Consider the following 25077-nt stretch of genomic DNA (forward strand, 5'->3'; position numbering starts at 1 on the left):
GTCGTGTTTACGACGAGTGTTTTTCTGCGGCCAAAGGCTTACATCATTGAAGGAATATTAGGGCCTTTGTTTTTTTCCAGAGCGCGCTAGAATGCGCCCCGAACGTGCGGAGAACTGTATGTGGCAACAGACTCTGATAACCCTGCGGGCACGGCCCCGGGGCTTTCATCTGGTGACCGACGAGTTGCTCGCCGGCCTGCCTGAACTCAAGGCATGCCGGGTCGGTCTGTTGCATTTGTGGCTGCAGCATACCTCGGCGTCGTTGACCATCAACGAGAACGCCGATCCGGCGGTACGTCGCGACTTCGAACGATTTTTCAATCGTCTGATCCCACAAGGAGCAGACGGCTATGAGCATAACGACGAAGGCCTGGACGACCTCCCGGCGCACTTCAAGGCCAGCGTGCTGGGCTGTCAGATCAGTTTGCCGGTAACGGCGGGCCGACTGGCACTGGGTACCTGGCAAGGCGTTTATCTGGGCGAGCACCGTGATCATGGCGGTGCCCGTAAAGTCCTCGCCACCTTGCACGGTGAAGGGGCATAAACCGTTGGTCACCAATGGTTACCGATTTTTTTCCGGCGACTTTCGACAGTCGCCAAAGCTGGTCTATAACTAATCTGCTTTTCGCAAGTCATGAGGTAGAACATGAGCGACGATGATCTGGAAAACGACGACCTCGAAGTAGGCGACGAAGACGAGGCCGAAGACGGTCTGGAAGCAGCAGCGGAAGACGTTGCTGAAGACGATGGCGGTGACGATACGCCGGCCCCGGCTGCCAAAGGCAAGGCCAAGGCTGCGGTGTCGGTCGACGAGTTGCCGAGCATCGAAGCCAAGAACAAGGAACGCGATGCCCTGGCCAAGGCCATGGAAGAGTTCCTTGCACGCGGCGGCAAGGTGCAGGAAGTGGAGGCCAACGTGGTCGCCGATCCGCCCAAGAAACCGGACAACAAGTACGGCAGCCGCCCTATCTGAGGCGTGTCGCTCGCTTGCTGAAAAAGCCCGCCGTCGCTGCGGGCTTTTTCATGGGCGAAAGAAAGTTAGCCGCGGCTGTTCCAGCGGGCGAGCACCGCGGGCAGATCGTTCAGGCTACGAATCTCGGCATCCGGCAGGCGCTCCGCTTCCCAGACCTTGCCGGCCGGGTTGAACCAGATCGCACGCAATCCCGCTTGCTGCGCCCCGGCGATGTCGTCCCCCGGGTGGTCACCGATATGCACCGCCGCCTCGGCGCTCACGCCACCGCGCTGCAACGCTTCATGGAACAGTCGCACATCCGGCTTGGCGATGCCGATGTCTTCGGCGCACAGCGCAAACTTGAAGTAATCCGCCAGCCCCAACCGACGCACATCGGCGTTGCCGTTGGTGACCACGCCGAGGGCGTAGTGTTTGGCGAGGGTTTCCAGGATCGGCTCGACTTCCGGAAACACTTCGATCTGATGCCGCGCATGCAGAAACACTTCAAAACTCTTGTCTGCCAGATCCGAAGCTTCGCCATGGGCGTACCCGGCTTCCTCCAGCGCATGGAACAGCACTCGTCGGCGCAGCGCGCTGATGCGGTGCTTCAATCCCGGCTCGCTGGCCAGCACCCGCTCGCGGATCGACCACAGATGCTCCACCGGCACCGCGCCCAGATTCGGCGCATGTTCGCTCAGCCATTCGCGCAAAACCGCTTCGGCGCTGACGATCACCGGGGCGGTGTCCCACAGGGTGTCGTCGAGGTCGAAGGTGATCAACTGGATGCTCATGAATCGTCGCCTTTCATGCGTTTGGCCCGTGGATGGGCGCTGTCGTAGACCGCCGCCAGGTGCTGGAAGTCCAGGTGGGTGTAGATCTGGGTGGTCTTGATGTCCGAGTGGCCGAGCAGTTCCTGCACTGCGCGCAGGTCCTGGGAGGATTCGAGCAAATGGCTGGCGAAGGAGTGCCGCAACATGTGCGGGTGCAGGTTCTGCCCCAGTTCGCGCTCGCCGGCGAGTTTGACCCGAACCTGAATCGCGCGCGGGCCGAGGCGTCGGCCTTGCTGGCTGACGAATACCGCGTCGTCTGCCGGGTTGGTTAGCGCCCGCAGTGGTAGCCAGTGCTCCAGTGCTTCACGGGCCTTTTTGCCGACCGGCAACAGGCGTGTCTTGCTGCCTTTGCCGAGCACTTGAACCATGCCGTCCGCCAGATCGAGCTGATCGAGATTGAGCCCGGTCAGCTCTGACAGCCGCAGGCCGGAGGAATAGAACAATTCCAGAATCGCCTGATCGCGCCGGGCCAGAAAGTCGTCCTCGACTGCGCCTTCGAGCAATTGCAGCGCTCGGTCGGTATCGAGGGTTTTCGGCAAGCGGCGCTCGCCTTTGGGCGGTGCCAGGCCGGTGGCCGGATCGTGATCGCAGAGACCTTCACGATTCAGATAGTGATAGAGCCCGCGCACCGCTGAAAGCAGGCGCGCCAGACTGCGCGAGGACTGGCCCTGGGCATGCAGACGGGCGATCAGGCTGCGCAGGCGCTGGATGTCGAGCGCCTGCCAACTGCCAATGTTCTGTTTGATGCACCAGCCGAGGACTTTATCGAGATCGCGGCGGTAGGCCGACAGCGTATGCGGCGACACCTGCCGCTCACTGCGCAGGTGTTCGCAGTAAGCGTCCAGTTGTCGTTCCATGCTCAGCGTACCGAGCGCAGGGAGCTGTTGACCCGTGGCAGCACGCGACCCATGACTTCGGCGATGTAGCTGAGGAACAGCGTGCCGACCGAGCTCTTGTAGTGCTGCGGATCACGGCTGGCGATGGCCAGGATTCCGTGGATGCCCTGATGGCTGACGGCGACCACGGCGGTGGAGCCGATCTGCTTGCGCTGCTCTTCGCCGAACAGGAAGTCCAGTTCATGTTCGCGCAGGCTGCCGCTGACGCTCTTGCCCTCAGTGAGCAATCCGCCGATGGCGGTCTGCGCGTCGGCGTGGGTCACCCAGCGGCCAACCGGGGCCGGGTTGTCGCCGAGCAGGATCAGGCTGACGAAGGGCACCTGGAAATCCTGGCGCAGGCTGTCTTCGACGCTGATCACCACGTCTTCCAGGGTGGCAGCGTCCATCAGTGCAAGGATCAGGCGACGGGTCTTGTCGAACAGGCGATCGTTGTCCCGGGCGACGTCCATCAGGTGCGAGAGGCGATGACGCATCTCGATGTTGCGGTCGCGCAGGATGGCCATCTGGCGCTCGACCAGCGAGACGGTATCGCCGCGCTGATGGGGGATGCGCAGGGACGGCAGCAGTTCTTCATGCTCGACGAAGAAGTCCGGATGAGCCTCCAGGTACGCGGCAACTGCTGCCGCCTCCAGGCTCTCGGACGCTGATTCACCGGACTGTCGGGCGGGTACCTGAGGCTTATCGGTCATGGCTTCTGCTCACTCAAAGACGCACTTGTCCTTCGTATACGCGCACTGCCGGGCCGGTCATCAACACCGGTTGGCCGGGGCCTGCCCACTCTATGGACAGACGCCCGCCCGGCAGGTCGATCAACAGTGGCGAATCCATCCACCCCTGACTGATCGCCGCTACAGCAGCAGCGCAGGCACCGGTGCCGCAGGCCTGGGTTTCCCCGGCGCCGCGCTCCCACACGCGCAGTTGCGCGCGATGGCGGTCGATGACCTGGAGAAAGCCGACATTGACCCGCGCCGGAAAGCGCGGATGGTGTTCGATTTTCGGCCCCAGTTCATGCACCGGTGCAGTGTTGATATCGCTGACCCGCAGCACCGCATGGGGGTTGCCCATGGACACCGCCGCCAGATCGACCGGCGTACCGTCGACATCGACCTGATAACTCAGGGCCTGCTCCGGCGCCTGGAACGGGATGTCCGCCGGCACCAGGCGCGGGGCGCCCATGTTCACGCCGATCTGGCCGTCGTTACGCACGTCCAGTTCGATGATGCCGCCCTTGGTCTCGACGCGGATCTGCCGTTTGGCGGTCAGGCGTTTGTCGAGCACGAAGCGGGCGAAGCAGCGCGCACCGTTGCCGCACTGCTCCACTTCGGAACCGTCGGAGTTGAAGATCCGGTAACGGAAATCCACATCCGGGTTGCTCGGCGCTTCGACGATCAGCAACTGGTCGAAACCGATGCCGGTGTGCCGGTCGCCCCACATTTTCGCGTGCTTGGGCTGAATATGCGCGTGCTGACTGACCAGGTCGAGAACCATGAAGTCGTTGCCCAGGCCATGCATCTTGGTAAAACGCAGCAGCATGGGGTCACTCCGGCAGCAGGCTTTCGCCGGCAAACAGCTCGGCCACGGTTTCGCGGCGACGCACTTCAAAGGCCTGATCGCCATCCACCAGCACTTCGGCGGCGCGGCCGCGGGTGTTGTAGTTGGAGCTCATCACGAAACCGTAGGCGCCGGCCGAATGCACGGCCAGCAGATCGCCTTCTTCCAGCGCCAGTTCGCGATCCTTGGCAAGGAAGTCGCCGGTTTCGCAGATCGGGCCGACCACGTCGTACTTGCGTGCAGCGGTCTCGCGTGGCTTGACCGGGGTCGCGTCCATCCAGGCCTGGTACAGCGCCGGGCGGATCAGGTCGTTCATGGCCGCGTCGACGATGGCGAAGTCTTTGTGCTCGGTGTGCTTGAGGTACTCGACCTGAGTCAGCAGCACGCCGGCGTTGGCGACGATGAAGCGGCCCGGTTCGAACACCAGCGCCAGATCACGACCGACCAGGCGCTCGCGCACAGCCTTGATGTAATCGGCGGCCAATGGCGGCTCTTCATCGCGATAACGCACACCCAGGCCGCCACCGAGATCGATGTGGCGCAGGTGGATACCGCAATCGCCGAGGCGATCGACCAGATCCAGCAGGCGGTCGAGGGCATCGAGGAACGGCGGCAGAGTGGTCAGTTGCGAACCGATGTGGCAGTCGACGCCGACCACTTCCAGGTTCGGCAGGTGCGCGGCACGCACGTACACGTCTTCGGCGTCGGCGATGGCGATGCCGAACTTGTTCTCTTTGAGACCGGTGGAAATGTACGGGTGGGTGCCGGCATCGACGTCCGGGTTCACGCGCAGCGAGATCGGCGCGCGAACGCCCAGTTCGGCGGCGACCACTTGCAGGCGCTCGAGCTCGTCGGTGGATTCGACGTTGAAGCAATGCACGCCGACTTCCAGCGCGCGGCGCATGTCGTCACGGGTTTTGCCGACGCCGGAGAACACGATCTTGTCCGGGCTGCCGCCGGCGGCCAGAACACGTTCCAGCTCGCCACGGGATACGATGTCGAAACCGGCGCCGATACGCGCCAGGACATTCAGGACACCGAGGTTGGAGTTGGCCTTGACCGCGAAGCACACCAGGTGCGGCATGCCGGCCAGCGCATCGGCGTAGGCCAGGTACTGGGCCTCGATGTGCGCGCGGGAGTAGACGTAGGTAGGAGTGCCGAAGCGATCGGCGATGGCGGACAGCGCCACACCTTCCGCGAACAGTTCCCCGCCACGGTAGTTAAAAGCGTCCATGGCGATCCCTTAGTAGACGTCGTGCTTGTGTGCCTTGGAGACAGGCTGCTTTTGCGAAGACTGGGCTTGCTCGGCCGGGTCCTGATCTTCATCGGGCAGGTACAGCGGGCCTTTCTGACCGCAGGCCGAAACGAGACAGGCAACCGCGACGAGCGCAGCAAGGGAAGAGATCAGGCGCTTCATGGCGAAATCCTTGAAAATGCGTTAATTGCGCCGGAGTATACCGGCCACCCGGCAGCTTGCCTATGCGACGGAACTCCCGTCCGGCGGGGCTCGGGCTGCGGCGCGGAAACTATTCCCGCGTGGCGGGTGGATATTTCGTCGCCGGGCAGGGCGCTTGGTCGTTATCCTTTGCAATCGGCTGGCAGCGTCCGTATCTTGCGGCGCTTGAGCCTGATCAGACATTTTTTGAGGTTGCCGCAATGAGTTTGTCCGAAGCCCGTTTCCACGATCTGGTCGATGAAACCCAGGAAAAACTGGAAGACATCTTCGACGACAGCGACCTGGACATCGACATGGAGAACTCGGCCGGTGTGCTGACCGTCAAGTTCGAGAACGGCACCCAGCTGATCTTCAGTCGTCAGGAACCGTTGCGTCAGCTGTGGCTGGCCGCCGTGTCCGGTGGTTTCCACTTCGACTACGACGAAGAAAGCGAACGCTGGATGTGCGACAAGAGCGAAGAGCAGCTGGGCGAAATGCTCGAGCGCATCGTCAAGCAGCAGGCCGGCACCGAATTCGATTTCGAAGGCCTGTGATTTCGTGACTGATACTGCGCCCGTCCGTCCGCCGAAGCCGCTTTACAGCAACGTCAGCCCGGCCGTGCCTTCGCCGTGCACTGGCGTGTGCCGGCTGGATGAGCAGAAGGTCTGCCTCGGTTGCATGCGCCATGTCGAAGACATCCGCGAGTGGCGCTCGGCCGATGACGAGCGCCGCCGGGTGATTTGCGCGCGAGCGGCTCAGCGCCGGCAGCTCGCCGGGGCGTAGCTTGTATATTTTTTGAGCTGTGTTAGTGTCCGGAAACGCCTCAACCCATCGAGGCCTGGTGAAAACCCCGTCTTTTTTGGCGGGGTTTTGCTTTTTTTGTGTGCAGAAGAAAGGAGTCTGCCCGGATCATGACCGCACCTTCCATCACCCTTACCCGTCTGGACGTGCAACGTCTGGAGCGCCTGATCGACAGCCTGGATGACACGCTGCCGGGCGTGATCGCGCTGCAAACCGAACTGGACCGCGCCGATACCCTGGTCGGTCACGATGAAGTACCTGCCGATGTCGTGACGATGAATTCCCGCGTGCACTGTCGTGAAGAAAGCAGTGGCAAGGACTACCACCTGACCCTGGTCTATCCGAAGCACGCCAACGCCGACGAAGGCAAAATCTCGATCCTGGCTCCGGTCGGCAGTGCGCTGCTGGGCCTGAAGGTTGGTCAGCACATCGACTGGCCGGCCCCGGGCGGCAAGACCCTGAAACTGACTTTGCTCGAAGTCGAATCGCAGCCGGCCAACGGCGGTGATTTCCCGGAGTAACCCGCCTCAGACCTGCTCGAGCGCCTCGTTCAGAGAGCGTTCCAGGTCGGCCTTGTAACGCAGATACAGATTGCTTGAACTCTGCCCGTCACCGATCACACCCGACAGGTCCAGGTCGGTGATGTAGCAGCGGTAGCGCTCGCTTTCCCGGCGCTGTCCGACGATCTCCCGGGCGACCACGCTGAACAGCTGGTCGCCATGTTCCAGTTCGCTGAATTCCCGTTGATTGCAATACAGCGTGACCTGCACTTCGCCGGGCGCGGCTTTGCCGACGATCGCCTGCACGTCGTAGAACGGTTTGTTGACCGGCGTCTGCGGTGCGGGGCGCATTTCGACCCGTCGCGCGCGCCCCGGTCCTGATGGCAATAACTGGTAATACAAGATTTCAAGGCTGGCGGCGTGGCCCGAGTCCATCGGCAGCAGCGCTTCGCGCCGGAACTGGATCGATTGCAGGAACCGCTGCAATGGCACCAACAGGCTTTGCTCGTCGTGATAGGGCAGGTGCTGTTGCCACAGCGCATTAAATTCGTCGAGTACGTACAGCTCGGCGGTTTGTTCGGTGATCCGGTAGAACACCTGAATGCATTCGGGCTGGCCCATTGGCAGGATCAACGCCAGATCGTGGTCTTCCAGTGCCATCGGATCCAGGTGCAGCGGGCTGTAGCGCGGCTGTTCCTCGCCCAGGTATTCGAGCAGCGCCGGCAGGGTGGCGAGGGCCACATGGCTGACCTGGCCCGGCACCAGTTCCAGCACGTGGTAATACTGCTGCACCTGGATCAGGTAGCGGTGATTCAGGTCGCTGAGCAACAGGGTCTGCGCGGTGTCGACGATTTCTTCCACCCGGCGCGCAATGAATTGCGCGCGGTTGTGACAGAAACAGCGCACTCGCAGCGATGGTTGTTGCGACCCGCGCGGCAGGTTGTTGAGGTAATCGCGCAGGCAGTCCATCAGGGCATGCGGGCCGTCGAAGCGGTTGACCAGCACTTCGTTCCAGCTGTTGAGCGTGACCTGATCCAGGGTCAGCACCAGATTCTCGCGCACGCCGGCGTAACTCAGCGAATCCGTGCGTTCGGTGGTCATCAGGATGTTCAGGTCGCGGTGATGCTTGAGCGGATCGACCCCGACATTCACCAGCATCAGCACTTCGCTCGGCACGGCGGCACGCAACAGCGGTTCTTCGGCAACGGTCGACAAGGGCAGGGCGATGCTCTGTTGCAGGCTGCCGAGCAGGTTGAACAGCTCGAACTCGCTCAAATCGCTGGTGCCGGGGTGCAGCGCCAGTCGGGTGCTGCTGTCGATCACGCCGTTGCGGTGGCACCAGGTCAGCAGTTCCAGCAACTCGCGGCTGCGCTTGATCGGCGCGAAGTGTTCCCACTCCAGCGCCGTCAGGCTGCCGTTGTACAGGCCCCACTGGGTTTGGCCCGGTTCCTTTTTGTTCGGCGATTGCACCAGGGTCAGGGTGTCTTCCGCCAGATCCGGGGCGATGCCGGGGTTGATGAACTCGACCTTGTCGGCCTTGCGTTCGAACGCTGCGTACAGGCGCCGGCCGAGAACGTTGAGGTCGCGCTTGTTGATCAGGCTGACGGTCTGCTCGCTGCGGGCGAACTGGGTCAGGAAGCGGTAGCTGTAGTTCAGCTCGTTTACCAGCGCCCGGCGCTCGGCGCTGACCTGGCGGACTTTCCACTGGCTGCGGCTGTCGAGCAGCGCCAGTTGCCGCTGATCCCAATGCCATTCGCTGGCCAGTCTTTCCAACAGTGAGCGCTGCCAGCTTTGGGTGCGGGTGTTGCCGGTGAGCTTGCGGTTGACCTTGAGGTACAGCGCCCGGCGTACCAGCTCCAGGCGTTCCGGCTCGTTGCGCGCAGTGAGGTATTCCTCGATCCGGCGGTAGACCACCATATACGGGTCCAGCTCGTCGAGATCCAGCCGGTTGGCAAATACGGCCTGCTTGAAGCGCAGGCTCAGGCACTGCACGTGGGGATGTTCGCTGGCGTAGACCTCGGTCAGCAGCAGCTTGAGCACCGATTTGTAAGGCGATTCGATGCCCTTGAACAGTTGCCACAGCCCGGCGCCGACAAACTCGCCCGGCGGAATGTGCGCCATCGGCCCCAGGTCGAGGGTTTCATCGTTGCGGATGAAACGCTTGGAAATCAGGGTGTGGGTATACGCATCGTAGGCGCGTTCTTCATAGACCGGCACCAGCCACCAGATCGGCGTGCGCCCGGCGAGCCAGATCGCGGTGCGGTAGAACTCGTCCAGCAGCAGGTAATGCTGGGTGGTGCCGCAATCTTCGGAGCTGAGTTGGGTATCGCGCTCGCCTTTGACGAAGCGTTCCGGGTCGATCAGGAAAAAGTGCGCCTCGGCCCCCTGGCTGGCCGCCCAGGTTTCGAGCAACTGGCATTTCTTGCGCAGCTCGGCCAGTTCGCTGTCGCTCAGGTCGGGGGCGTGGCAGACCCACACATCCAAGTCGCTCTGGTCGGCCTGGGCCAGCGTGCCGAGGCTGCCCATCAGGAACAGCCCGTGAATCGGCCGTGGCGGGTTGCTGCCGTGACGCGGCTTATAGGAGAACGAGCGCGTCAGGCGCTGAGCTTCGGCCAGCACATCGGCGTCGGGTTCGTAATTCGACAGCCCGGCCGGCGTACTGCCCGAGACATAGCCGGGCAGCAGCGGATGATTGACGTGGAAAAACAGTGGCAGCAGCGTGAGCACGCTTTGCTGGCGCGTCGACAGACCTTCCAGCGCCCGGTTCAGGCGGCCTTCATTGAGTTTCAGAAAACGTGCACGTAGCTGGCTGAGTACCTTGCGGTCGATGCCTTCGTCCAGGTCGGGGCGGATTTCATGGGTGCGGGTCATGTCGGCTCAAACCGGCGCGCAGGGCTCGGAGGCAAGGGGTCTCGGGTGTCCGGGAGTTTAGCGCCTGAGCGGCAGGAGTTTTAAGCTGAATTTGTTTTTTGACGTCAGATTTCTATCGCGCGGCGATGGGGGACGTTTTCATGGCTGGCCCGCGGAAATCCCGTGGCAGGGGTTTCCGTGGGCAAAGTCGGGAGGATCAGGCGGTTTGCTGCTCTTTGAGAATCGTCAGTACGGTTTGCACGTTTTGTGCGGCATCGCGACCGAGGCTGGTCAGGTAACCGCCATCAGGCTGGTCTGTCAGTTCTTTTTCGAACAGGCGTTGTGCGGCGGCAATGTGCTTCGGGGCAGCGGTCTGATGAATTTTCAGACCTTCCTGGGAACTGTCCAGGTTGAAGAGTGCGAGGACTTCCAGTTCGGCAACCAACTCAGGGGTAAGCGACATAAGGACTCCAGACTTTCTAGGAATTGGACGACAGCGCCCCTAAGGTGAACCTGCCGGCGCGGCCTGTCCAGTGCGCGTGTCAGGGTTTTTGTCCCGGGGTGGATTCCAGTGTAGTCAGGGGGCGGCAGAAGGCCGCGAAGATGGGTGACAAATTGTGTGGGAGCAGGCCTGCTCCCACAGGGCGGGGCTGTTTACTGCTTTTCCGGGGGCAGCTCGGGCAGTGCGCGCAGCGCGGTTTCGTACCACTCGGTATCGAACGCGCGGTCTTCGTCGAGCATCGCGTCGATTTCGTAGGCCAGCACGTGGGCCATCAGATTCAGGATGTCATCACGCTCGTAACCGACCAGCGTCAGCTTGTTGAAGGTTGCCTTGGCCGCTGGCGGGTTGTCACTTTCGATCTGGTTCTCGATCGCTTCGATCAGCGTCGATTCGGTGAACTCTTCTTCATCATTGTCGATGTCAGTCGGCTCGCTCATGGCAGGCTCCTCAAGGAAAGGCGCCAGTTTACCCGCATTCAGCAGCGTGATGCTGCTGGCAGGATTCCCTGGAGCGACCTATAAACAGGCACTGCCCACCCCGCACGGCCTGGAGGCTATGTGATGTTCAAGCTCTATGGATTCTCCGTCAGCAATTACTACAACATGGTCAAGCTGGCGCTGCTGGAAAAAGGCCTGCCGTTCGAAGAGGTCACGTTCTACCCGACGCCAACGCCGGAGTCCCTGGCCATCAGCCCGCGCGGCAAGGTGCCGGTGTTGGGGGCCGAAGGCGGCTATATCAATGAAACGATGGTGATGCTCGAATACCTCGAAAGTGCAGGTAAAGGCGTGCCGCTGCTGCCGACCGAGCCGTTTGCCCGCGCTCAGGTGCTGGCGGTGGCCAAGGAAATCGAGCTGTACATCGAGCTGCCGGCCCGTGCCTGCTATGGCGAGGCGTTTTTCGGCACGGCGCTGCCGGAGGCGATCAAGGAGAAAGCCAAGGCTGAATTACTGCTGGGCTTTGCGGCGCTGGGCCGTCACGGCAAGTTCGCCCCGTATGTGGCGGGCGACAGCCTGAGCATTGCGGATTTGTACTTTCTCTACAGCGTCCCGCTCGCGACAGCGGTGGGGCACAAGCTGTTCGGTCTGGATTTGCTGGCGCAGATGCCGAAGGCCAAGGCACTGCTGGAGCGACTTGAGCAGAATCCGCACGTGCAGAAGATTGCGGCGGACAAGGATGCGGCGATGCCGGCGTTTTTGGCGATGATCGCAGCCAAAAAGTAGAATTTTGTAGCGCTTTGAAACCAGTCATCGCGGGCAAGCCCGCTCCCACAGGGTTTTCGGTTGAAACACAATTGCATGTTCGACACTGAACCCGTGGGAGCTGGCTTGCCAGCGATGTTTTTGGCTTTTAGCGGCTGGCGATCAATGCCTGACCGCGAGCAACGGCTGCCTTGACCTGTGCCGGCGCAGTGCCGCCGATGTGGTCACGGGCATTCACCGAGCCTTCCAGGGTCAGCACGGCAAACACGTCCTGCTCGATCTGGTCGCTGAACTGACGCAGTTCTTCCAGGCTCATTTCCGCCAGATCCTTGCCGGTGTCGACGCCGTACTTCACGGCATGGCCGACGATCTCGTGGCAATCACGGAACGGCAGGCCACGGCGAACCAGGTAGTCGGCCAGGTCGGTGGCGGTGGAGAAACCGCGCAGCGCCGCTTCGCGCATGATCGCGTGCTTGGGCTTGATCGCCGGGATCATGTCGGCAAAGGCACGCAGCGAGTCGCGCAAGGTGTCGGCGGCGTCGAACAGCGGTTCCTTGTCTTCCTGGTTGTCCTTGTTGTAGGCCAGGGGCTGGCCTTTCATCAGGGTCAGCAGGCCCATCAGGGCGCCGAATACTCGACCGGTCTTGCCACGTACCAGCTCGGGCACGTCGGGGTTTTTCTTCTGCGGCATGATCGAGCTGCCGGTGCAGAAACGGTCCGGCAGATCGATGAACTGGAACTGCGCGCTGGTCCACAGCACCAGCTCTTCGGAGAAGCGCGACAGGTGCATCATCGCGATGCTCGCGGCCGAGCAGAATTCGATGGCGAAGTCACGATCGGACACGTTGTCCAGCGAGTTGCCGCCGACGGCGTCGAAGCCCAGCAGTTGCGCGGTGTATTCGCGGTCGATCGGGTAAGTGGTGCCGGCCAGCGCGGCGCTGCCCAGCGGCATGCGGTTGGTGCGCTTGCGGCAGTCGACCAGGCGCTCGTAGTCGCGGCTGAGCATTTCGAACCAGGCCAGCATGTGGTGCCCGAAGGTCACCGGCTGAGCGGTCTGAAGGTGGGTGAAGCCCGGCATGATACTGGCGGCTTCGCGCTCGGCCTGCTCCAGCAGGCCTTTTTGCAGGCGGGTGATTTCGCTCAGGATCAAGTCGATCTCGTCACGCAGCCACAGGCGGATGTCGGTGGCGACCTGGTCGTTGCGGCTGCGGCCGGTGTGCAGCTTCTTGCCGGTGACGCCGATGCGGTCGGTCAGGCGTGCTTCGATGTTCATGTGCACGTCTTCGAGGTCGACGCGCCAGTCGAACTGGCCGGCCTCGATTTCGCCCTGGATGGTCTTCAGGCCATCGATGATGCTGTCGCGCTCGGCATCCGTCAGCACGCCGACCTTGGCCAGCATGGTGGCGTGGGCGATCGAGCCCATGATGTCGTGGCGATACAGGCGCTGGTCGAAAGTGACGGAGGCGGTGAAGCGGGCGACGAAGGCGTCGACGGGTTCACTGAAGCGGCCGCCCCAGGACTGATTGGTCTTGTCAGTGCTCATGAATTCGCTCGTATCGGCTTGAAGAAAGAAGGCGTGAAACGCTGGCGCGGATAATAACAGGGTTGCCAATCCTGTCGCTGACACTGGTCGATACGTTTTTTTCTCATTCGCTCCGTCATGGTCGTCGGCGTCTTCGGGGGATTTGCACAAGGATATTTTCCGATTGAGCAATATCGGCCCGACGAGCGTCTACAGTAGGACATAGGGGTCGGATGGCCACGGATCGGGCAAAGATCCGGCCGCCGGCTATAAGAAGAGAGAGGGGTGGGTGTATTGGCCATTGGCATACCCTGCGTAAAACGCAGTCGGCGACGGGCGTCGGGCGGTACGTTGCAGGTGTCGGCAAATATTGCCGGCCGACGTACGGCACTTTTTGACGCTCGCGCTAGTCTTAGCGTGGATCGCGGTGACGGACGTCACTCCACTTGTCTACGCTATCCTTGTGCGAGACTCACGCAGGAATCCAGCGCAATATGAATGTCCTGATCGTTGATGACGAACCACTGGCCCGCGAGCGACTCAGCCGAATGGTGAGCGAGCTCGAGGGTTACACAGTCCTGGAGCCGAGCGCCACCAATGGCGAAGAGGCGTTGGCACTGATCGACAGCCACAAGCCGGATATCGTACTGCTCGATATCCGCATGCCGGGCCTCGATGGCCTGCAGGTGGCTGCCCGTCTGTGCGAACGCGAAACCCCGCCGGCCGTGGTGTTTTGCGCAGGTCCCGATGAATTTGCCGTGGAAGCCCTGCAGGCCAGCGCCGTGGGCTATGTGGTGAAACCCGTGCGAACCGAACATCTGCAAGACGCCCTGAAGCGGGCCGAACGTCCCAACCGGGCCCAGCTCTCGGCCCTGACCCGTCCTGCCGCCGAAAGCGGTAACGGCCCGCGCAGCCACATCAGCGCCCGTACCCGCAAAGGCATCGAACTGATCCCGCTGGATCAGGTGGTGTACTTCATCGCCGACCACAAATACGTGACCTTGCGTCATGAAGCTGGCGAAGTCCTGCTGGATGAACCGCTCAAGGCGCTGGAAGACGAATTCGGCGAGCGCTTCGTGCGGATTCACCGCAACGCGCTGGTCGCCCGCGACCGCATCGAGCGATTGCAACGGACACCGCTGGGCCACTTCCAGTTGTTCCTCAAGGGCCTCAACGGTGACGCGCTGATTGTCAGCCGCCGACATGTGGCGGGCGTGCGAAAAATGATGCAGGGGCTTTAATCCGCAGGCTCCGGGCGGTTCTTCGTTCCTTTCACCAGGCATCGCAGGCCAGGGAGGCCACGCCGTATCTGATTCAGGTCAAAGTGGATTTGGCTGAGCTGTTATTATCCGCCGTATCTATTCAGTACGGATTGATCCATGTCCTCTCGCGAAATCCGCATCGCCACCCGCAAAAGTGCTCTGGCCCTCTGGCAGGCCGAATACGTCAAAGCCCGTCTGGAAGCCGCCCACCCGGGCCTGCTGGTGACGCTGGTGCCCATGGTCAGTCGCGGCGACAAGCTGCTTGATTCGCCCCTGTCGAAAATCGGCGGCAAGGGCCTGTTCGTCAAGGAGCTGGAAACCGCGCTGCTGGAAAACGAAGCCGACATCGCCGTGCATTCGATGAAAGACGTGCCGATGGATTTCCCCGAAGGCCTCGGTCTGTTCTGCATCTGCGAGCGCGAAGATCCGCGTGACGCGTTTGTCTCCAATACGTATTCCAGCCTCGATGCATTGCCCGCCGGCAGCATCGTCGGCACTTCCAGCCTGCGGCGTCAGGCGCAGTTGCTGACGCGCCGTCCGGATCTCGAAATCCGCTTCCTGCGTGGCAACGTCAATACTCGGCTGGCCAAGCTCGACGCCGGCGAGTACGACGCGATCATCCTCGCGGCAGCGGGCCTGATCCGCCTCGGTTTCGAAGATCGCATCACCTCGGCCATCAGCGTCGACGACAGTCTGCCTGCCGGTGGCCAGGGCGCCGTCGGTATCGAATGCCGCAGCGCCGACACTGAAATCCACGCCTTGCTCGCACCCCTGCATCACGCCGACACCGCTGACCGTGTCACCGCCGAACGGGCGCTCAACAAACACCTGAATGGCGGCTGCCAGGTGCCGATCGCCTGTTACGCCGTGCTCGAAGGCGATCAGTTGTGGCTGCGCGGTCTGGTGGGCGAACCGAGCGGCGGCAAACTGCTCAGCGCACAAGCCCGTGCACCGCGTACGGCAGCCGAGACGCTCGGTGTACAGGTTGCCGAAGACCTGCTCGGCCAGGGCGCTGACGATATTCTCAAGGCAGTCTACGGCGAGGCAGGTCACGAGTGACCGCCTGGCGCCTGCTGCTGACGCGCCCGGCGGAGGACTGCTCGGCGCTCGCTGCCGTGCTGACCGAACAAGGGATTTTCAGCAGCTGTCTGCCGCTTTTGGAAATCACGCCACTACCGGTCTCTGACACAATGCGCGACACGATTGCGCAACTGCCGCGTTACAGCGCGGTGATCGTGGTCAGCAAGCCGGCGGCACGGATCGCGGTGGATCTGCTCGACGCTCTGCGGCTGGCGACGCCGACCATGCCGTGGTTCAGCGTGGGGGCGGCGACCGCCGCCATCCTTCGCGATCGCGGGCTGGATGTGAGCTTCCCGGACGTGGGCGACGACAGCGAAGCCTTGCTGCAAATGCCGCGTCTGCTGACGGCGGTGGCCGTGCCCGGTTCGCAGGTATTGATCCTGCGCGGGAAGGGCGGACGCGAACTGCTGGCCGAGCGCCTGCGCGCGCTTGGTGCTAGTGTCGAATATCTGGAGTTGTACCGTCGCGACCTGCCGGACTATCCGCCGCAGGAACTGCCCCGCAGGATTGCAGCGGAACGCCTGAACGGGCTGGTGGTCAGCAGTGGACAGGGTTTCGAGCACCTGCGCCAACTGGCCGGCGACAGCTGGCCTGTACTTGCGCAGTTGCCGTTGTTTGTTCCAAGCCCAAGGGTCTCCGAGCAGGCACATGCCGCCGGGGCCCGAACAGTTGTGGATTGTCGCGGCGCCAGTGCTGCGGCCTTGCTGACGGCGTTACGGGAGCATCCCGTGCCCGTTCTCTAATGCAAAGGATGGATACGTGAGCGAAACAGCCTTGCCTAAAGATGACGTTCAACCTGTGATCGATGCACCGGTTGATGCACCGCCACCGGCCGCGGAACCGCGCCGAGGCAACGGATTGGCCATTCTCGCGCTGCTGCTCGGCGCCGCCGGTGTTGCGGTGGGTGGCTGGGGTGTCTGGCAGGTGCGACACCTGCAGGCCAACACGCAAAATCAGTTGAGTCAGGTTCAGGCGTTGAACGATCAGGCCCAGACCCTGAAGCTCAACGAGCAGCGACTGACCGAGCGCCTCGGGCAATTGCCCGGCGCCGATGAACTTGCTGATCGCCAGCGTCTGGTGTCGCAACTTCAGAGCGATCAGCAGCGCCTCAATCAACGTCTGGAAACCGTCCTCGGCGCCAGCCGCAAGGACTGGCGCCTGGCCGAGGCCGAGCACTTGCTGCGCCTGGCCAGCCTGCGTCTTTCCGCCCTGCAGGACATCAGCAGCGCTCAGGCGCTGGTTCAGGGTGCCGATGAAATCCTGCGCGAGCAGAATGATCCCGGCTCGTTCGCCGCCCGCGAGCAAGTGGCGAAAACCCTTGTAGCGCTGCGCAGTACCGAGCAGCCGGATCGTACCGGGCTGTTCCTGCGCCTGGGCGCCTTGCGTGATCAGGTCGTCGGCCTCACCGAACTGGCGCCGGAGTACAAGGATCGCGGCGATTCGCTGCTGGGCCTGACCTCCGATGGCGACGGCGCCAGTCGCTGGGCGCAGTGGTGGGATCAGATCTCGCGCTACATCCGCATCGATTTCAATGCCGACAAAAACGTCCGGCCGCTGCTCGCCGGCCAGAGCCTGAGCCAGGTGCGCCTGGCCCTGAGCCTTTCGCTCGAACAGGCGCAATGGGCCGCGCTCAACGGTCAGGCGCCGGTGTACACCCAGGCACTGTCCGAAGCGCGTGACGTCCTCACGGGCAACTTCAACCCGGACAACCCGCAGAGCAAAATCATGCTCGAGCAGGTCGCGGAATTGAGCAAGCAACCGGTTACCGTCAACACGCCGGATCTCGCCGGAACCTTGAGCGCGGTGCAGGCGTACCTGGAGCGCCGTAACGTCAACGCCGAAGAGTCGGTGAAACCCTTCGCCAAGCCGGCCGCCAGCACCGCGCAGGAGGCGACACCATGAAGCGCCTGTATGTGATCGTGTTTCTGGTGATCGCGGCAACGGCGGCGCTGGGCCTGGCGATTGCCGAGCATTCCGGATACGTGCTGGTCGCCTACAAAAGCTTTCGTTATGAATCGAGCCTGTGGGCGACCCTCGCGTTGGTGGCGGTGCTGTGGCTGCTGGTCTGGGGTATCAAGGCGCTGGTCGAGCTGGTGCTGACCTCCGGCGGCGTGGTCAATCCATGGTCGCGCCGCAATCGCAGCCGCCGCGTGCAGGTGGCGATCGAGCACGGTCAGCTTGACCTGGCAGAGGGTCGCTGGGCCAGTGCCCAACGTCATCTTTACCGGGCCGCCGAGGCCGAGCGTCAACCGTTGCTGTATTACCTGGGTGCAGCCCGCGCCGCCAACGAACAAGGCAACTACGAGGAAAGCGATCGCCTGCTGGAGCGCGCCCTCGAGCGTCAGCCGCAGGCCGAGCTGGCGATCGCCCTCAGCCATGCGCAGTTGCAGACCGATCGTGGCGATACCGATGGGGCGCTGGTCACCTTGCAGGCGATGCATGAACGCCATCCGCACAATGCCCAGACCCTGCGCCAGTTGCAGCGCCTGCATCAGCAGCGCGGTGACTGGTCGTCCGTGATCCGCCTGTTGCCGGAGTTGCGCAAGGACAAAGTCCTTCCGCCGGCCGAGCTGACCGAGCTCGAGCGTCGCGCCTGGGGGGAGAACCTGTCCCTGGCGGCCCAGCGTGAAGAAGATGGTGCGGTCGGTTTGCAGTCGCTGAATCGGGCCTGGCAGCAACTGACGTCTGCCCAGCGTCAGGAACCTGCGCTGGTGCTGGCCTACGCCGAGCAGCTGCGCCAGCTGGGTGCACAGGTCGAAGCGGAAGAAGTGCTGCGCACGGCGCTCAAGCGCAAGTACGACAGCCATCTGGCGCGCCTTTATGGTCTGGTGCGAGGCAGCGATCCGGCGCGTCAGTTGCAGACGGCTGAAGGTTGGCTCAAGGATCATCCGGGTGATGCCAGCCTGCTGCTGACACTGGGCCGTTTATGCCTGCAAGCCAGTCTGTGGGGCAAGGCGCGGGACTATCTGGAAAGCAGCCTGCGAGTGCAGCGCAATCCGGAAGCGTGCGCCGAGTTGGCACGTCTGCTGGCTCGACTGGGTGATACCGAGCGCAGCAACCTGCTGTTCCAGGAAGGTCTCGGTATGCTGGATGAACGCCTGCTGGCTGCGCCATTGCCTGTAGCCGTTCGAGCGTGATCAGAAAGGAGGAGCGTGCTCCTCCTTTTTTACCCGGTGACTGAATAGTTACCGGTAAATCTCCTCCTGAGCAAAGTCCTACATCGGACTACACCGAATCCTTCTGCGTCTGTCGGGATTTCCCTACACTTCTGGTGAAGTGTCGTCACTGACCTGCCTTGAAAGCCCAAGGCCCTTTCCTCTACCGTAACTGCCTGTCTTTATTGTTACGGATAAGCCATGTCGTTGGCCTGCTCACGTTCCCTGTTCTTTATGGCTTTCACTGCGGGGATTCTGGCCCTGGGAGCTTCCTATTACCTCGAATACGCAATCGGTCTGGTGCCCTGTAGTCTGTGCCTGGTCCAGCGTCTGTTCATGAGCGCACTCACCGTTTTTTGTGGAGTGGCGGCGATCCATGGACCTCAGCGTTTCGGTCTGTCCATGTATTGGATAACGGTGTTGCTGAGCAGTCTCGGCGGTATGACGGCGGCGTGGCGGCAAGTGTTGTTGCAAGGTGACTCGCTGCAGAGGCTGGCGCATTGCACGCCCGATCCCCAGGAATTGTTCAGCAGCCTGCCGTGGTTATGCGCACTGATGCGTATGTTCAATGACACGGCCGATTGCACGGAATTGTCCTGGACGCTGTTCGATCTGAGCATTCCGGAGTGGAGCCTGCTGTTCTTCGTGGGGATGTCGATCCTTGCCGCTTACCAGTTGCTGCGACAGGTCTGGATGGCTTTGCAGCGACCACTCAGCGGCCAACCGTCGCACCCGGCGCTGGTCAGGGATTAAACACTTGTATGAACTTTCTCTCCTGCGTACCTTGAAGCCATAGGCGTGCGGGCATAATCTGGCCCGCACGTGTCATTGGAATTGTGTTGCTCGATGACGCTCTGCCCGGCCGCCTCTCAAAGCAATAGTCACAAGAAGGGGCGCGGGTGTAGGGCAGCATGACCCACAAGGGAAGAGAGATCGCCATGCTCGAAAGTTGTCAGAATGCTCAGGAACGTTGGGGTGGAGTTCATCTGCTGATCGACCGCTGGCTGCAGGAGCGTGAGGAATTGATCGCTGCCTATGACAGGCTGGGCGCCAAACCTCAGGCGCTGTCCGAGGATCGAAAGCCCTTGCAGGAATTCTGTGGCGTGCTGGTCGATTACGTCTCGGCCGGCCACTTCGAGATCTACGAACAGCTGACGGGCGAGGCCAAGGCGTTCAACGACAAGCGCGGTCTGGAACTGGCCGAGACGATCTATCCACGGATCGATGTCATTACTGAAAAGCTGCTCGCGTTCAACGACCTTTGCGATGAAGGCAAATGCGTTGCCGAGAAGTTCAAGGAGCTGGGCGGTCTGCTCCATGAACGCTTCGAACTGGAAGACTGCCTGATCGAAGTGCTGCATACCGCACACAAGGAAGAGGATTCGGTTCAGGCCTGAATCGAACCTCGCAAGACACAGAAACGGTGCGCCCCAGGCGCACCGTTTTTTATTGGGCGATCAACTGGTCGCGCCGCGCAATTCTACTTCGAACACCAACGGTGTGAACGGCGCGATCAAGTCACCGGCACCGTCGGCGCCATAAGCCTGATCCGATGGGATCACCAGACGCCACTTCGCGCCGACCGGCATGTTCTGCAGCGCGGTGCGCCAGCCGGCGATCACACTGTCGAGATTGAACCACTGCGGCTGGCTGTTCTGATCGAACACGGTGCCGTCGGGCAGTCGACCGATGTACAGCACCTGCACTTTTCCATCCGGGCCGGCCTTCGTGCCATTCCCCGGCGTCAGCTCGGTCAACAGGATGCCGTCGGCCAGCTCCTTCACACCCGGCTTGGCTTTTTCGGCGGTGAGAAACCGTCGCTCGTTTTCCATCGCCGCTTCAGTCGAAGGCATGGCTGCCTGCTCGGCTGTCTGCGATTCGTGATCGGCCAGGATCTGCTCGATGCGTGCCTCGCTCAGCGCCAGCGGCTTGCCTTGATAGGCTTGTTGCAGACCTTCGATCAGCGCCTGGATCTGGAGCTGCGGCACTTCCTGACGCAGTCGTTCACCGAGGCTGGCACCGAGGCTGTAAGCCAGATCGTGGGCATCATTTGCAGTGGTTTTTTCGTCGGCCTGAACCACGGAAAAAATCATGCAGAGGGATAAAAAAAGGTAGCGCGACATGGGCACTCTCCATCCAGAATTGCGGTGGATTATGCCAGCGCGAACGTCTGCAACGGTGAACTGCTTTTGCCAATGCGCAGAAGTTTTTCGCAAGCCTGCAACCGAGTGCTTTCGATACTGTCAACATGCCCTAGCGGCGGTAGCAGCAGAGGTCTAGTATGAGCCGCACTCACGTCAGCCAGGAGGTAAACCATGTCGGCCACCAAGAAGCCTGTAAACACTCCGTTGCATTTACTCCAACAACTCTCGGGCAGCCTGCTCGAGCATCTGGAAAACGCTTGCTCCCAAGCCTTGGCTGATGCTGAAAAACTGCTCGCCAAACTGGAAAAGCAACGCGGCAAGGCGCAAGAAAAACTGCACAAATCCCGCACCAAATTGCAGGACGCAGCAGCGGCCGGTAAAGCCAAGGCGCAGACCAAGGCCAAGGCTGCCGTGAAGGAACTCGAAGATCTGCTCGATGCGCTGAAGGAGCGTCAGTCCGATACTCGCAGCTACATTCTGCAACTCAAGCGCGATGCCCAGGAAAGCCTGAAACTGGCCCAGGGTGTCGGTCGTGTTCAAGAGGCTGTTGGCAAGGCGTTGTCCCTGCGTTCGGCCAAACCTGCAGCGGCGCCTGCGAAAAAAGCGGCCGCCAAACCTGCAGCGAAAACACCGGCCAAAGCGCCTGCGAAAGCCCCAGTGAAAGCCGCTGCAAAACCAGCCGCGAAGAAACCCGCAGCAGCCAGCGCTGCCAAACCTGCGGCGAAAACCACAGCGGCCAAACCAGCTGCTGCCAAACCAGCTGCCGCCAAACCGGCTGCTGCAAAACCAGCCGCCAAACCAGCGACGAAAACCGCTGCTGCGAAGGCGGCTCCGGCCAGAACCGCCGCTGCAAAACCTGCTGCCAAGCCAGCCACCAAAGTGGCCGCTAAACCAGCAGCAAAACCAGCCGTTAAAGCCGCCGCTAAACCAGCCGCCAAAACGGCTGCTGCCAAGCCTGCGGCGAAAACCGCTGCCAAACCGGTTGCTGCCAAACCTGCTGCCAAAGCGGCGGCGAAACCAGCCGCCAAGCCTGCGGCAAAAGCGGCAACCAAACCCGCTGCAAAACCGGCTGCCGCCGCGAAGCCTGCAGCAACCGCAGCCAAGCCAGCGACCGCCGCTAAAGCGGCTGCCAAGCCAGCAGCAAAACCTGCTGCAAAACCTGCGGTGAAAAAACCTGCCGCTGCCAAGCCAGCAGCAAAACCAGCTGCAGCGAAACCGGCCACGGCGCCTGCTGCCAAACCTGCCGCACCGGCAACTCCGGCTGCGGCCGCAACGCCTGCACCCGCCACTACCTCGACCACCCCAACCACGCCATCCCCGGCGCCGGTGTCGAGCGTCGCCAGCAACCCTTCCAGCGCTTCCTAAGCGCCGGTCGCCGCGACGCGCAGCACCTGCAGCGCGTCGCGGTTCAGGTTGGCCGCAGGGCCGGCCAGCACTTCCAGCCAGTCACTCGATTCCTTCGAATGACGCTTCCAGCCTTGCGCGGCGCCTTCAAGTCGCGACAGCAGCGCACGCTCCGCCTCCAGCTCCAATCCCTTGATCTGCTCGCGCATCCCCTTGAGCACCGGATCGGTGTCGGCCAGGGTTTTCCACTGCATGCGCAATGCGCGCAACGGTTGCACGACGTCCCGGTCCCAGGGCTCTGTCAGTTCCAGAAGCTGCCGCGCACGTGCCTCGTCACAGGTCGCATCGCGTTGTTCCAGCCATAAACCGCACAGCATCAGGCACACGTTGGCCCCCGCCGATTGCAGGCGCAGGCAGGCATCCTCCACGCCGGGACGGGCGTAGACGGCAAGGGCAAAGCTCCACAGGTCAGAGGACATCGTGCTACTCGCGCCAGTTGCGAACGAAGCTGGTAGACTCCGCCGCCATTATGATCCGACTTCAGAACCTGACTTTACAGCGTGGCCCGCAACGTCTGCTAGAAGACGCCGAGCTGACCCTGCACGCCGGCCACAAAGCCGGCCTCATCGGTGCCAACGGTGCCGGCAAATCCAGCCTGTTCGCCTTGCTCCGCGGTGAGTTGCACCCGGACTCGGGTGACTGCCTGTTGCCGGCCGACTGGCGTATCGCCCACATGCGCCAGGAGGTCGACACACTCGAGCGCCTGGCGGTCGATTATGTGCTCGACGGCGACCTGCGTCTGCGCGAAGTACAGCGTGAGCTCGCGGCAGCCGAAGAGGCCCACGACGGCACCGCGCTGGCCCGTCTGCACGCCGAGCTCGACAGCGCCGATGGCTACACCGCCGATGCGCGGGCGCGCAAGTTGCTCGCCGGCCTCGGTTTCACCAACGAGCAGATGGATCGTCAGGTAGGAGATTTCTCCGGTGGCTGGCGGATGCGTCTGAACCTTGCGCAGGCTTTGATGTGCCCATCAGACCTGCTGCTGCTCGATGAGCCGACCAACCACCTGGATCTCGACGCCATCATCTGGCTCGAAGAGTGGCTGAAAAGTTACCCCGGCACCTTGCTGCTGATTTCTCACGACCGGGACTTCCTTGATGAAGTGGTCGATCACGTGGCCCACGTCGATCAGCGCAAGCTGACGCTCTACCGTGGCGGCTACACCGCGTTCGAACGCGCCCGTGCCGAGCGTCTGGCCCAGCAGCAACAGGCCTACGAGAAGCAGCAGGCACAGCGTGCGCACATGGAAAGCTACATCGCCCGGTTCAAGGCCCAGGCGACCAAGGCCCGTCAGGCCCAGAGCCGGATCAAGGCGCTGGAGCGCATGGAAGAGCTGTCGGCGGCCCACGTCGACTCGCCGTTCGATTTCGTGTTCCGCGAGTCGACCAAGATCTCCAGCCCGCTGATCGATCTGTCCGATGCGCGTCTGGGTTATGGCGAGAAAACCGTTCTGGAGAAGGTCAAGCTGCAACTGACCCCCGGCGCGCGGATCGGCTTGCTCGGCCCCAACGGCGCGGGCAAGTCGACCCTGATCAAGAACCTTGCCGGCGAGCTGTCACCGCTGGCCGGGCGCCTGACTCGCGGTGAGAACACCGTGGTCGGCTACTTCGCCCAGCATCAGCTCGATTCGCTGGATTCCAAGGCCAGCCCGTTGCTGCACTTGCAGCGTCTGGCACCGACCGAGCGCGAGCAGACCCTGCGCGATTTCCTTGGTGGTTTCGACTTCCGGGGCGCGCGGATCGACGAGCCTGTGCTGAATTTCTCCGGTGGCGAAAAGGCCCGTCTGGCTCTGGCGTTGATCGCCTGGGAACGGCCGAACCTGTTGTTGCTCGACGAACCGACCAACCACCTCGATCTGGAAATGCGCCTGGCGCTGACCATGGCGTTGCAGGAATTCAGCGGCGCGGTGCTGGTGGTTTCCCACGATCGGCATCTGCTCAAGAGCACCACTGACAACTTCTTCCTGGTCGCAGACGGCAAGGTCGAGGAGTTCGATGGCGACCTCGAGGACTACGCCCGTTGGCTGGTGGAATACCGTCAGCGCAATGCGCCGGTCAGCAACACACCGGTCAACCCGGACAAGACCGACAAGAAGGCCCAGCGTCAAGCCGCTGCTGCGCTGCGTCAGCAACTGGCGCCGCACAAGCGCGAGGCTGACAAGCTCGAAGCCGAGCTCGGCAAGCTGCACGAGAAGCTGGCGAGGGTCGATGCCAGCCTTGGCGACAGCGACCTCTACGAGCCGGCGCGCAAGAACGAATTGCGTGACCTGCTGGCCGAACAGGCCAAGCTGAAAGTCCGCGAAGGCGAACTTGAAGAAGCGTGGATGCAAGCCCTGGAAACCCTGGAAAGCATGCAGGCGGAGCTGGAGGCGTTGTCCTGATGGAAGTCTTCAAACTTCCATTGCCGGCGATGTGGGTCGAGCCGATCTGGCTCGGCGTGCAGATTTTGCTGATCCTGTTGGCCGGCTACTTCGCCCAGCGCGTCGTCGCCCGATTCCTGACTCGCCTGGGCGAGAAGTATCCGTTCCCGCCGCAGTTGCTGATGCCGCTGCGGGGCGGTCTGCGCTGGCTGATCATGGGCAGTGCGCTGATCTTCGTGCTGGAGCGCCTCGGGGTCTCGGCCACAGTGCTGTGGACCGCACTGTCGGGCTTCGTCGCGGTGGCGGCGGTGGCGTTCTTCGCCATGTGGAGTGTGCTGTCGAACCTGCTCTGCGCAATTCTGATCTTCACCGTCGGCCCGTTCCGTCTTGGCGATGTGGTCGAACTGGTCGACACCACCGACAAGCCCGGCGTCAAAGGCCGGGTGGTGGCGATCAATCTGCTCTATACCACCTTGATCGAAGCTGAAGAGCTCGGCACCGGCAGCGCCATGGTGCAAGTACCCAACAGCCTGTTCTTCCAGCGTTCGGTGCGACGCTGGCGCGGCACGGATGTCTTTCCTTCCAGCGGTTTCGAAAAGTGACCGGACGCCGGCCACGTTGGTCGGCGGCCACAA

Annotated in this window: 28 protein-coding genes; 16 read left to right on the forward strand and 12 right to left on the reverse strand. The window is 62.2% G+C overall.

The features are described 5' to 3' along the window. Nucleotides 1-118: 118 nt before the first annotated feature. The gene (locus tag CAF77_RS01530) at nt 119-544 is read left to right on the forward strand and encodes a secondary thiamine-phosphate synthase enzyme YjbQ (RefSeq protein WP_011336526.1); all 426 of its coding nucleotides are present in this window, start codon (nt 119-121) and stop codon (nt 542-544) included. 102 nt (nt 545-646) lie between these two features. Continuing rightward, nucleotides 647-973 carry a transcriptional regulator SutA gene (gene sutA / locus CAF77_RS01535; protein ID WP_007951900.1) on the forward strand — a complete coding sequence of 109 codons (327 nt, stop codon included), beginning with the start codon at nt 647-649 and terminating at the stop codon, nt 971-973. A 65-nt stretch (nt 974-1038) separates the two neighbouring features. Here sutA and CAF77_RS01540 read toward each other — a convergent pair whose 3' ends face one another. Genes CAF77_RS01540 through CAF77_RS01565 form a run of 6 tightly spaced genes read right to left on the reverse strand, consistent with a single transcriptional unit; the run spans nt 1039 to nt 5646 of the window. Further along, nucleotides 1039-1743 (reverse strand): HAD family hydrolase, encoded by a 705-nt coding sequence (locus tag CAF77_RS01540; protein ID WP_064379876.1) that lies wholly within the window; start codon nt 1741-1743, stop codon nt 1039-1041. Further along, complete coding sequence (gene xerC, locus CAF77_RS01545; protein ID WP_064379878.1) at nt 1740-2639, reverse strand: tyrosine recombinase XerC; 900 nt, start codon at nt 2637-2639, stop codon at nt 1740-1742. The genes CAF77_RS01540 and xerC overlap by 4 nt, the downstream gene beginning before the upstream one ends. A gap of 2 nt (nt 2640-2641) precedes the next feature. Further along, nucleotides 2642-3367 (reverse strand): DUF484 family protein, encoded by a 726-nt coding sequence (locus CAF77_RS01550; RefSeq protein ID WP_007951894.1) that lies wholly within the window; start codon nt 3365-3367, stop codon nt 2642-2644. 13 nt (nt 3368-3380) lie between these two features. Beyond that, nucleotides 3381-4211 (reverse strand): diaminopimelate epimerase, encoded by an 831-nt coding sequence (gene dapF / locus CAF77_RS01555; RefSeq protein ID WP_011336523.1) that lies wholly within the window; start codon nt 4209-4211, stop codon nt 3381-3383. A 4-nt stretch (nt 4212-4215) separates the two neighbouring features. Continuing rightward, the gene (lysA, locus tag CAF77_RS01560) at nt 4216-5463 is read right to left on the reverse strand and encodes a diaminopimelate decarboxylase (RefSeq protein ID WP_064379880.1); all 1248 of its coding nucleotides are present in this window, start codon (nt 5461-5463) and stop codon (nt 4216-4218) included. 9 nt (nt 5464-5472) lie between these two features. After that, entirely contained in the window at nt 5473-5646 is a 174-nt protein-coding gene (locus CAF77_RS01565) for a lipoprotein (RefSeq protein ID WP_007951888.1), read from the reverse strand. Nucleotides 5647-5885: 239 nt separating this feature from the next. Here CAF77_RS01565 and cyaY point away from each other — a divergent pair, with 239 nt between their 5' ends. From cyaY to rnk, 3 genes are all read left to right on the forward strand, one after another. Further along, nucleotides 5886-6218, forward strand: coding sequence for an iron donor protein CyaY (gene cyaY / locus CAF77_RS01575; protein ID WP_007951887.1), 333 nt, complete (start codon nt 5886-5888; stop codon nt 6216-6218). Between the two features lie 4 nt (nt 6219-6222). After that, a complete protein-coding gene (locus CAF77_RS01580) occupies nt 6223-6447 on the forward strand; it encodes a DUF1289 domain-containing protein (protein ID WP_084776915.1) in 225 nt (74 codons plus the stop codon). A 128-nt stretch (nt 6448-6575) separates the two neighbouring features. Continuing rightward, the gene (gene rnk / locus CAF77_RS01585) at nt 6576-6986 is read left to right on the forward strand and encodes a nucleoside diphosphate kinase regulator (protein ID WP_064379882.1); all 411 of its coding nucleotides are present in this window, start codon (nt 6576-6578) and stop codon (nt 6984-6986) included. A gap of 6 nt (nt 6987-6992) precedes the next feature. On the opposite strand, the gene CAF77_RS01590 is transcribed toward rnk, so the two are convergent. The 3 genes from CAF77_RS01590 to CAF77_RS01600 all read right to left on the reverse strand — a co-directional run bounded on the left by CAF77_RS01590 (nt 6993) and on the right by CAF77_RS01600 (nt 10754). Beyond that, a complete protein-coding gene (locus CAF77_RS01590) occupies nt 6993-9836 on the reverse strand; it encodes a class I adenylate cyclase (protein ID WP_064379884.1) in 2844 nt (947 codons plus the stop codon). Nucleotides 9837-10032: 196 nt separating this feature from the next. Next, the gene (locus CAF77_RS01595; RefSeq protein ID WP_007951883.1) at nt 10033-10278 is read right to left on the reverse strand and encodes a TIGR02647 family protein; all 246 of its coding nucleotides are present in this window, start codon (nt 10276-10278) and stop codon (nt 10033-10035) included. Nucleotides 10279-10469: 191 nt separating this feature from the next. Next, the gene (locus tag CAF77_RS01600; RefSeq protein ID WP_064379885.1) at nt 10470-10754 is read right to left on the reverse strand and encodes a hypothetical protein; all 285 of its coding nucleotides are present in this window, start codon (nt 10752-10754) and stop codon (nt 10470-10472) included. 123 nt (nt 10755-10877) lie between these two features. Between CAF77_RS01600 and CAF77_RS01605 the strand changes: the two genes are divergently transcribed. Further along, entirely contained in the window at nt 10878-11537 is a 660-nt protein-coding gene (locus CAF77_RS01605) for a glutathione S-transferase family protein (RefSeq protein ID WP_064379887.1), read from the forward strand. Between the two features lie 127 nt (nt 11538-11664). Here CAF77_RS01605 and argH read toward each other — a convergent pair whose 3' ends face one another. Beyond that, entirely contained in the window at nt 11665-13059 is a 1395-nt protein-coding gene (argH, locus tag CAF77_RS01610) for an argininosuccinate lyase (protein ID WP_064379888.1), read from the reverse strand. Between the two features lie 473 nt (nt 13060-13532). Here argH and CAF77_RS01615 point away from each other — a divergent pair, with 473 nt between their 5' ends. The 7 genes from CAF77_RS01615 to CAF77_RS01645 all read left to right on the forward strand — a co-directional run bounded on the left by CAF77_RS01615 (nt 13533) and on the right by CAF77_RS01645 (nt 19932). Next, nucleotides 13533-14279: a LytTR family DNA-binding domain-containing protein gene (locus CAF77_RS01615; RefSeq protein WP_064379890.1), complete on the forward strand. Its 747-nt coding sequence runs from the start codon at nt 13533-13535 to the stop codon at nt 14277-14279. Between the two features lie 138 nt (nt 14280-14417). Beyond that, entirely contained in the window at nt 14418-15359 is a 942-nt protein-coding gene (gene hemC / locus CAF77_RS01620) for a hydroxymethylbilane synthase (protein ID WP_064379892.1), read from the forward strand. Further along, nucleotides 15356-16123, forward strand: a complete 768-nt coding sequence (locus CAF77_RS01625; protein ID WP_064379895.1) for a uroporphyrinogen-III synthase — start codon at nt 15356-15358, stop codon at nt 16121-16123. The genes hemC and CAF77_RS01625 overlap by 4 nt, the downstream gene beginning before the upstream one ends. A 16-nt stretch (nt 16124-16139) precedes the next feature. Continuing rightward, the gene (locus CAF77_RS01630) at nt 16140-17282 is read left to right on the forward strand and encodes a uroporphyrinogen-III C-methyltransferase (RefSeq protein WP_085653941.1); all 1143 of its coding nucleotides are present in this window, start codon (nt 16140-16142) and stop codon (nt 17280-17282) included. After that, on the forward strand, nt 17279-18517 hold the full coding sequence (locus CAF77_RS01635) for a heme biosynthesis protein HemY (protein ID WP_085653942.1): 1239 nt from the start codon (nt 17279-17281) through the stop codon (nt 18515-18517). Before CAF77_RS01630 ends, CAF77_RS01635 begins: the two co-directional genes overlap by 4 nt. 219 nt (nt 18518-18736) lie before the next feature. Continuing rightward, nucleotides 18737-19288, forward strand: a complete 552-nt coding sequence (locus tag CAF77_RS01640) for a disulfide bond formation protein B (RefSeq protein ID WP_085653943.1) — start codon at nt 18737-18739, stop codon at nt 19286-19288. 185 nt (nt 19289-19473) lie between these two features. After that, the gene (locus tag CAF77_RS01645; protein WP_041475458.1) at nt 19474-19932 is read left to right on the forward strand and encodes an Rsd/AlgQ family anti-sigma factor; all 459 of its coding nucleotides are present in this window, start codon (nt 19474-19476) and stop codon (nt 19930-19932) included. A 60-nt stretch (nt 19933-19992) separates the two neighbouring features. Here CAF77_RS01645 and CAF77_RS01650 read toward each other — a convergent pair whose 3' ends face one another. After that, the gene (locus tag CAF77_RS01650; RefSeq protein WP_064379902.1) at nt 19993-20658 is read right to left on the reverse strand and encodes an FKBP-type peptidyl-prolyl cis-trans isomerase; all 666 of its coding nucleotides are present in this window, start codon (nt 20656-20658) and stop codon (nt 19993-19995) included. Between the two features lie 192 nt (nt 20659-20850). Here CAF77_RS01650 and CAF77_RS01660 point away from each other — a divergent pair, with 192 nt between their 5' ends. Beyond that, the gene (locus CAF77_RS01660) at nt 20851-22044 is read left to right on the forward strand and encodes an AlgP family protein (protein WP_085653944.1); all 1194 of its coding nucleotides are present in this window, start codon (nt 20851-20853) and stop codon (nt 22042-22044) included. Here the strand turns inward: CAF77_RS01660 and CAF77_RS01665 are convergent. Next, on the reverse strand, nt 22041-22502 hold the full coding sequence (locus CAF77_RS01665) for a TIGR02444 family protein (protein ID WP_085653945.1): 462 nt from the start codon (nt 22500-22502) through the stop codon (nt 22041-22043). The genes CAF77_RS01660 and CAF77_RS01665 overlap by 4 nt on opposite strands. 50 nt (nt 22503-22552) lie before the next feature. Between CAF77_RS01665 and CAF77_RS01670 the strand changes: the two genes are divergently transcribed. Both CAF77_RS01670 and CAF77_RS01675 read left to right on the forward strand, forming a co-directional pair. Beyond that, complete coding sequence (locus CAF77_RS01670) at nt 22553-24463, forward strand: ATP-binding cassette domain-containing protein (RefSeq protein WP_085653946.1); 1911 nt, start codon at nt 22553-22555, stop codon at nt 24461-24463. Continuing rightward, nucleotides 24463-25044 (forward strand): mechanosensitive ion channel family protein, encoded by a 582-nt coding sequence (locus CAF77_RS01675; protein ID WP_064379908.1) that lies wholly within the window; start codon nt 24463-24465, stop codon nt 25042-25044. Before CAF77_RS01670 ends, CAF77_RS01675 begins: the two co-directional genes overlap by 1 nt. Nucleotides 25045-25077: the final 33 nt, after the last annotated feature.

The sequence above is a fragment of the Pseudomonas sp. R15(2017) genome (genome assembly GCF_002112685.1).
Lineage (GTDB): Bacteria > Pseudomonadota > Gammaproteobacteria > Pseudomonadales > Pseudomonadaceae > Aquipseudomonas > Aquipseudomonas glycinae.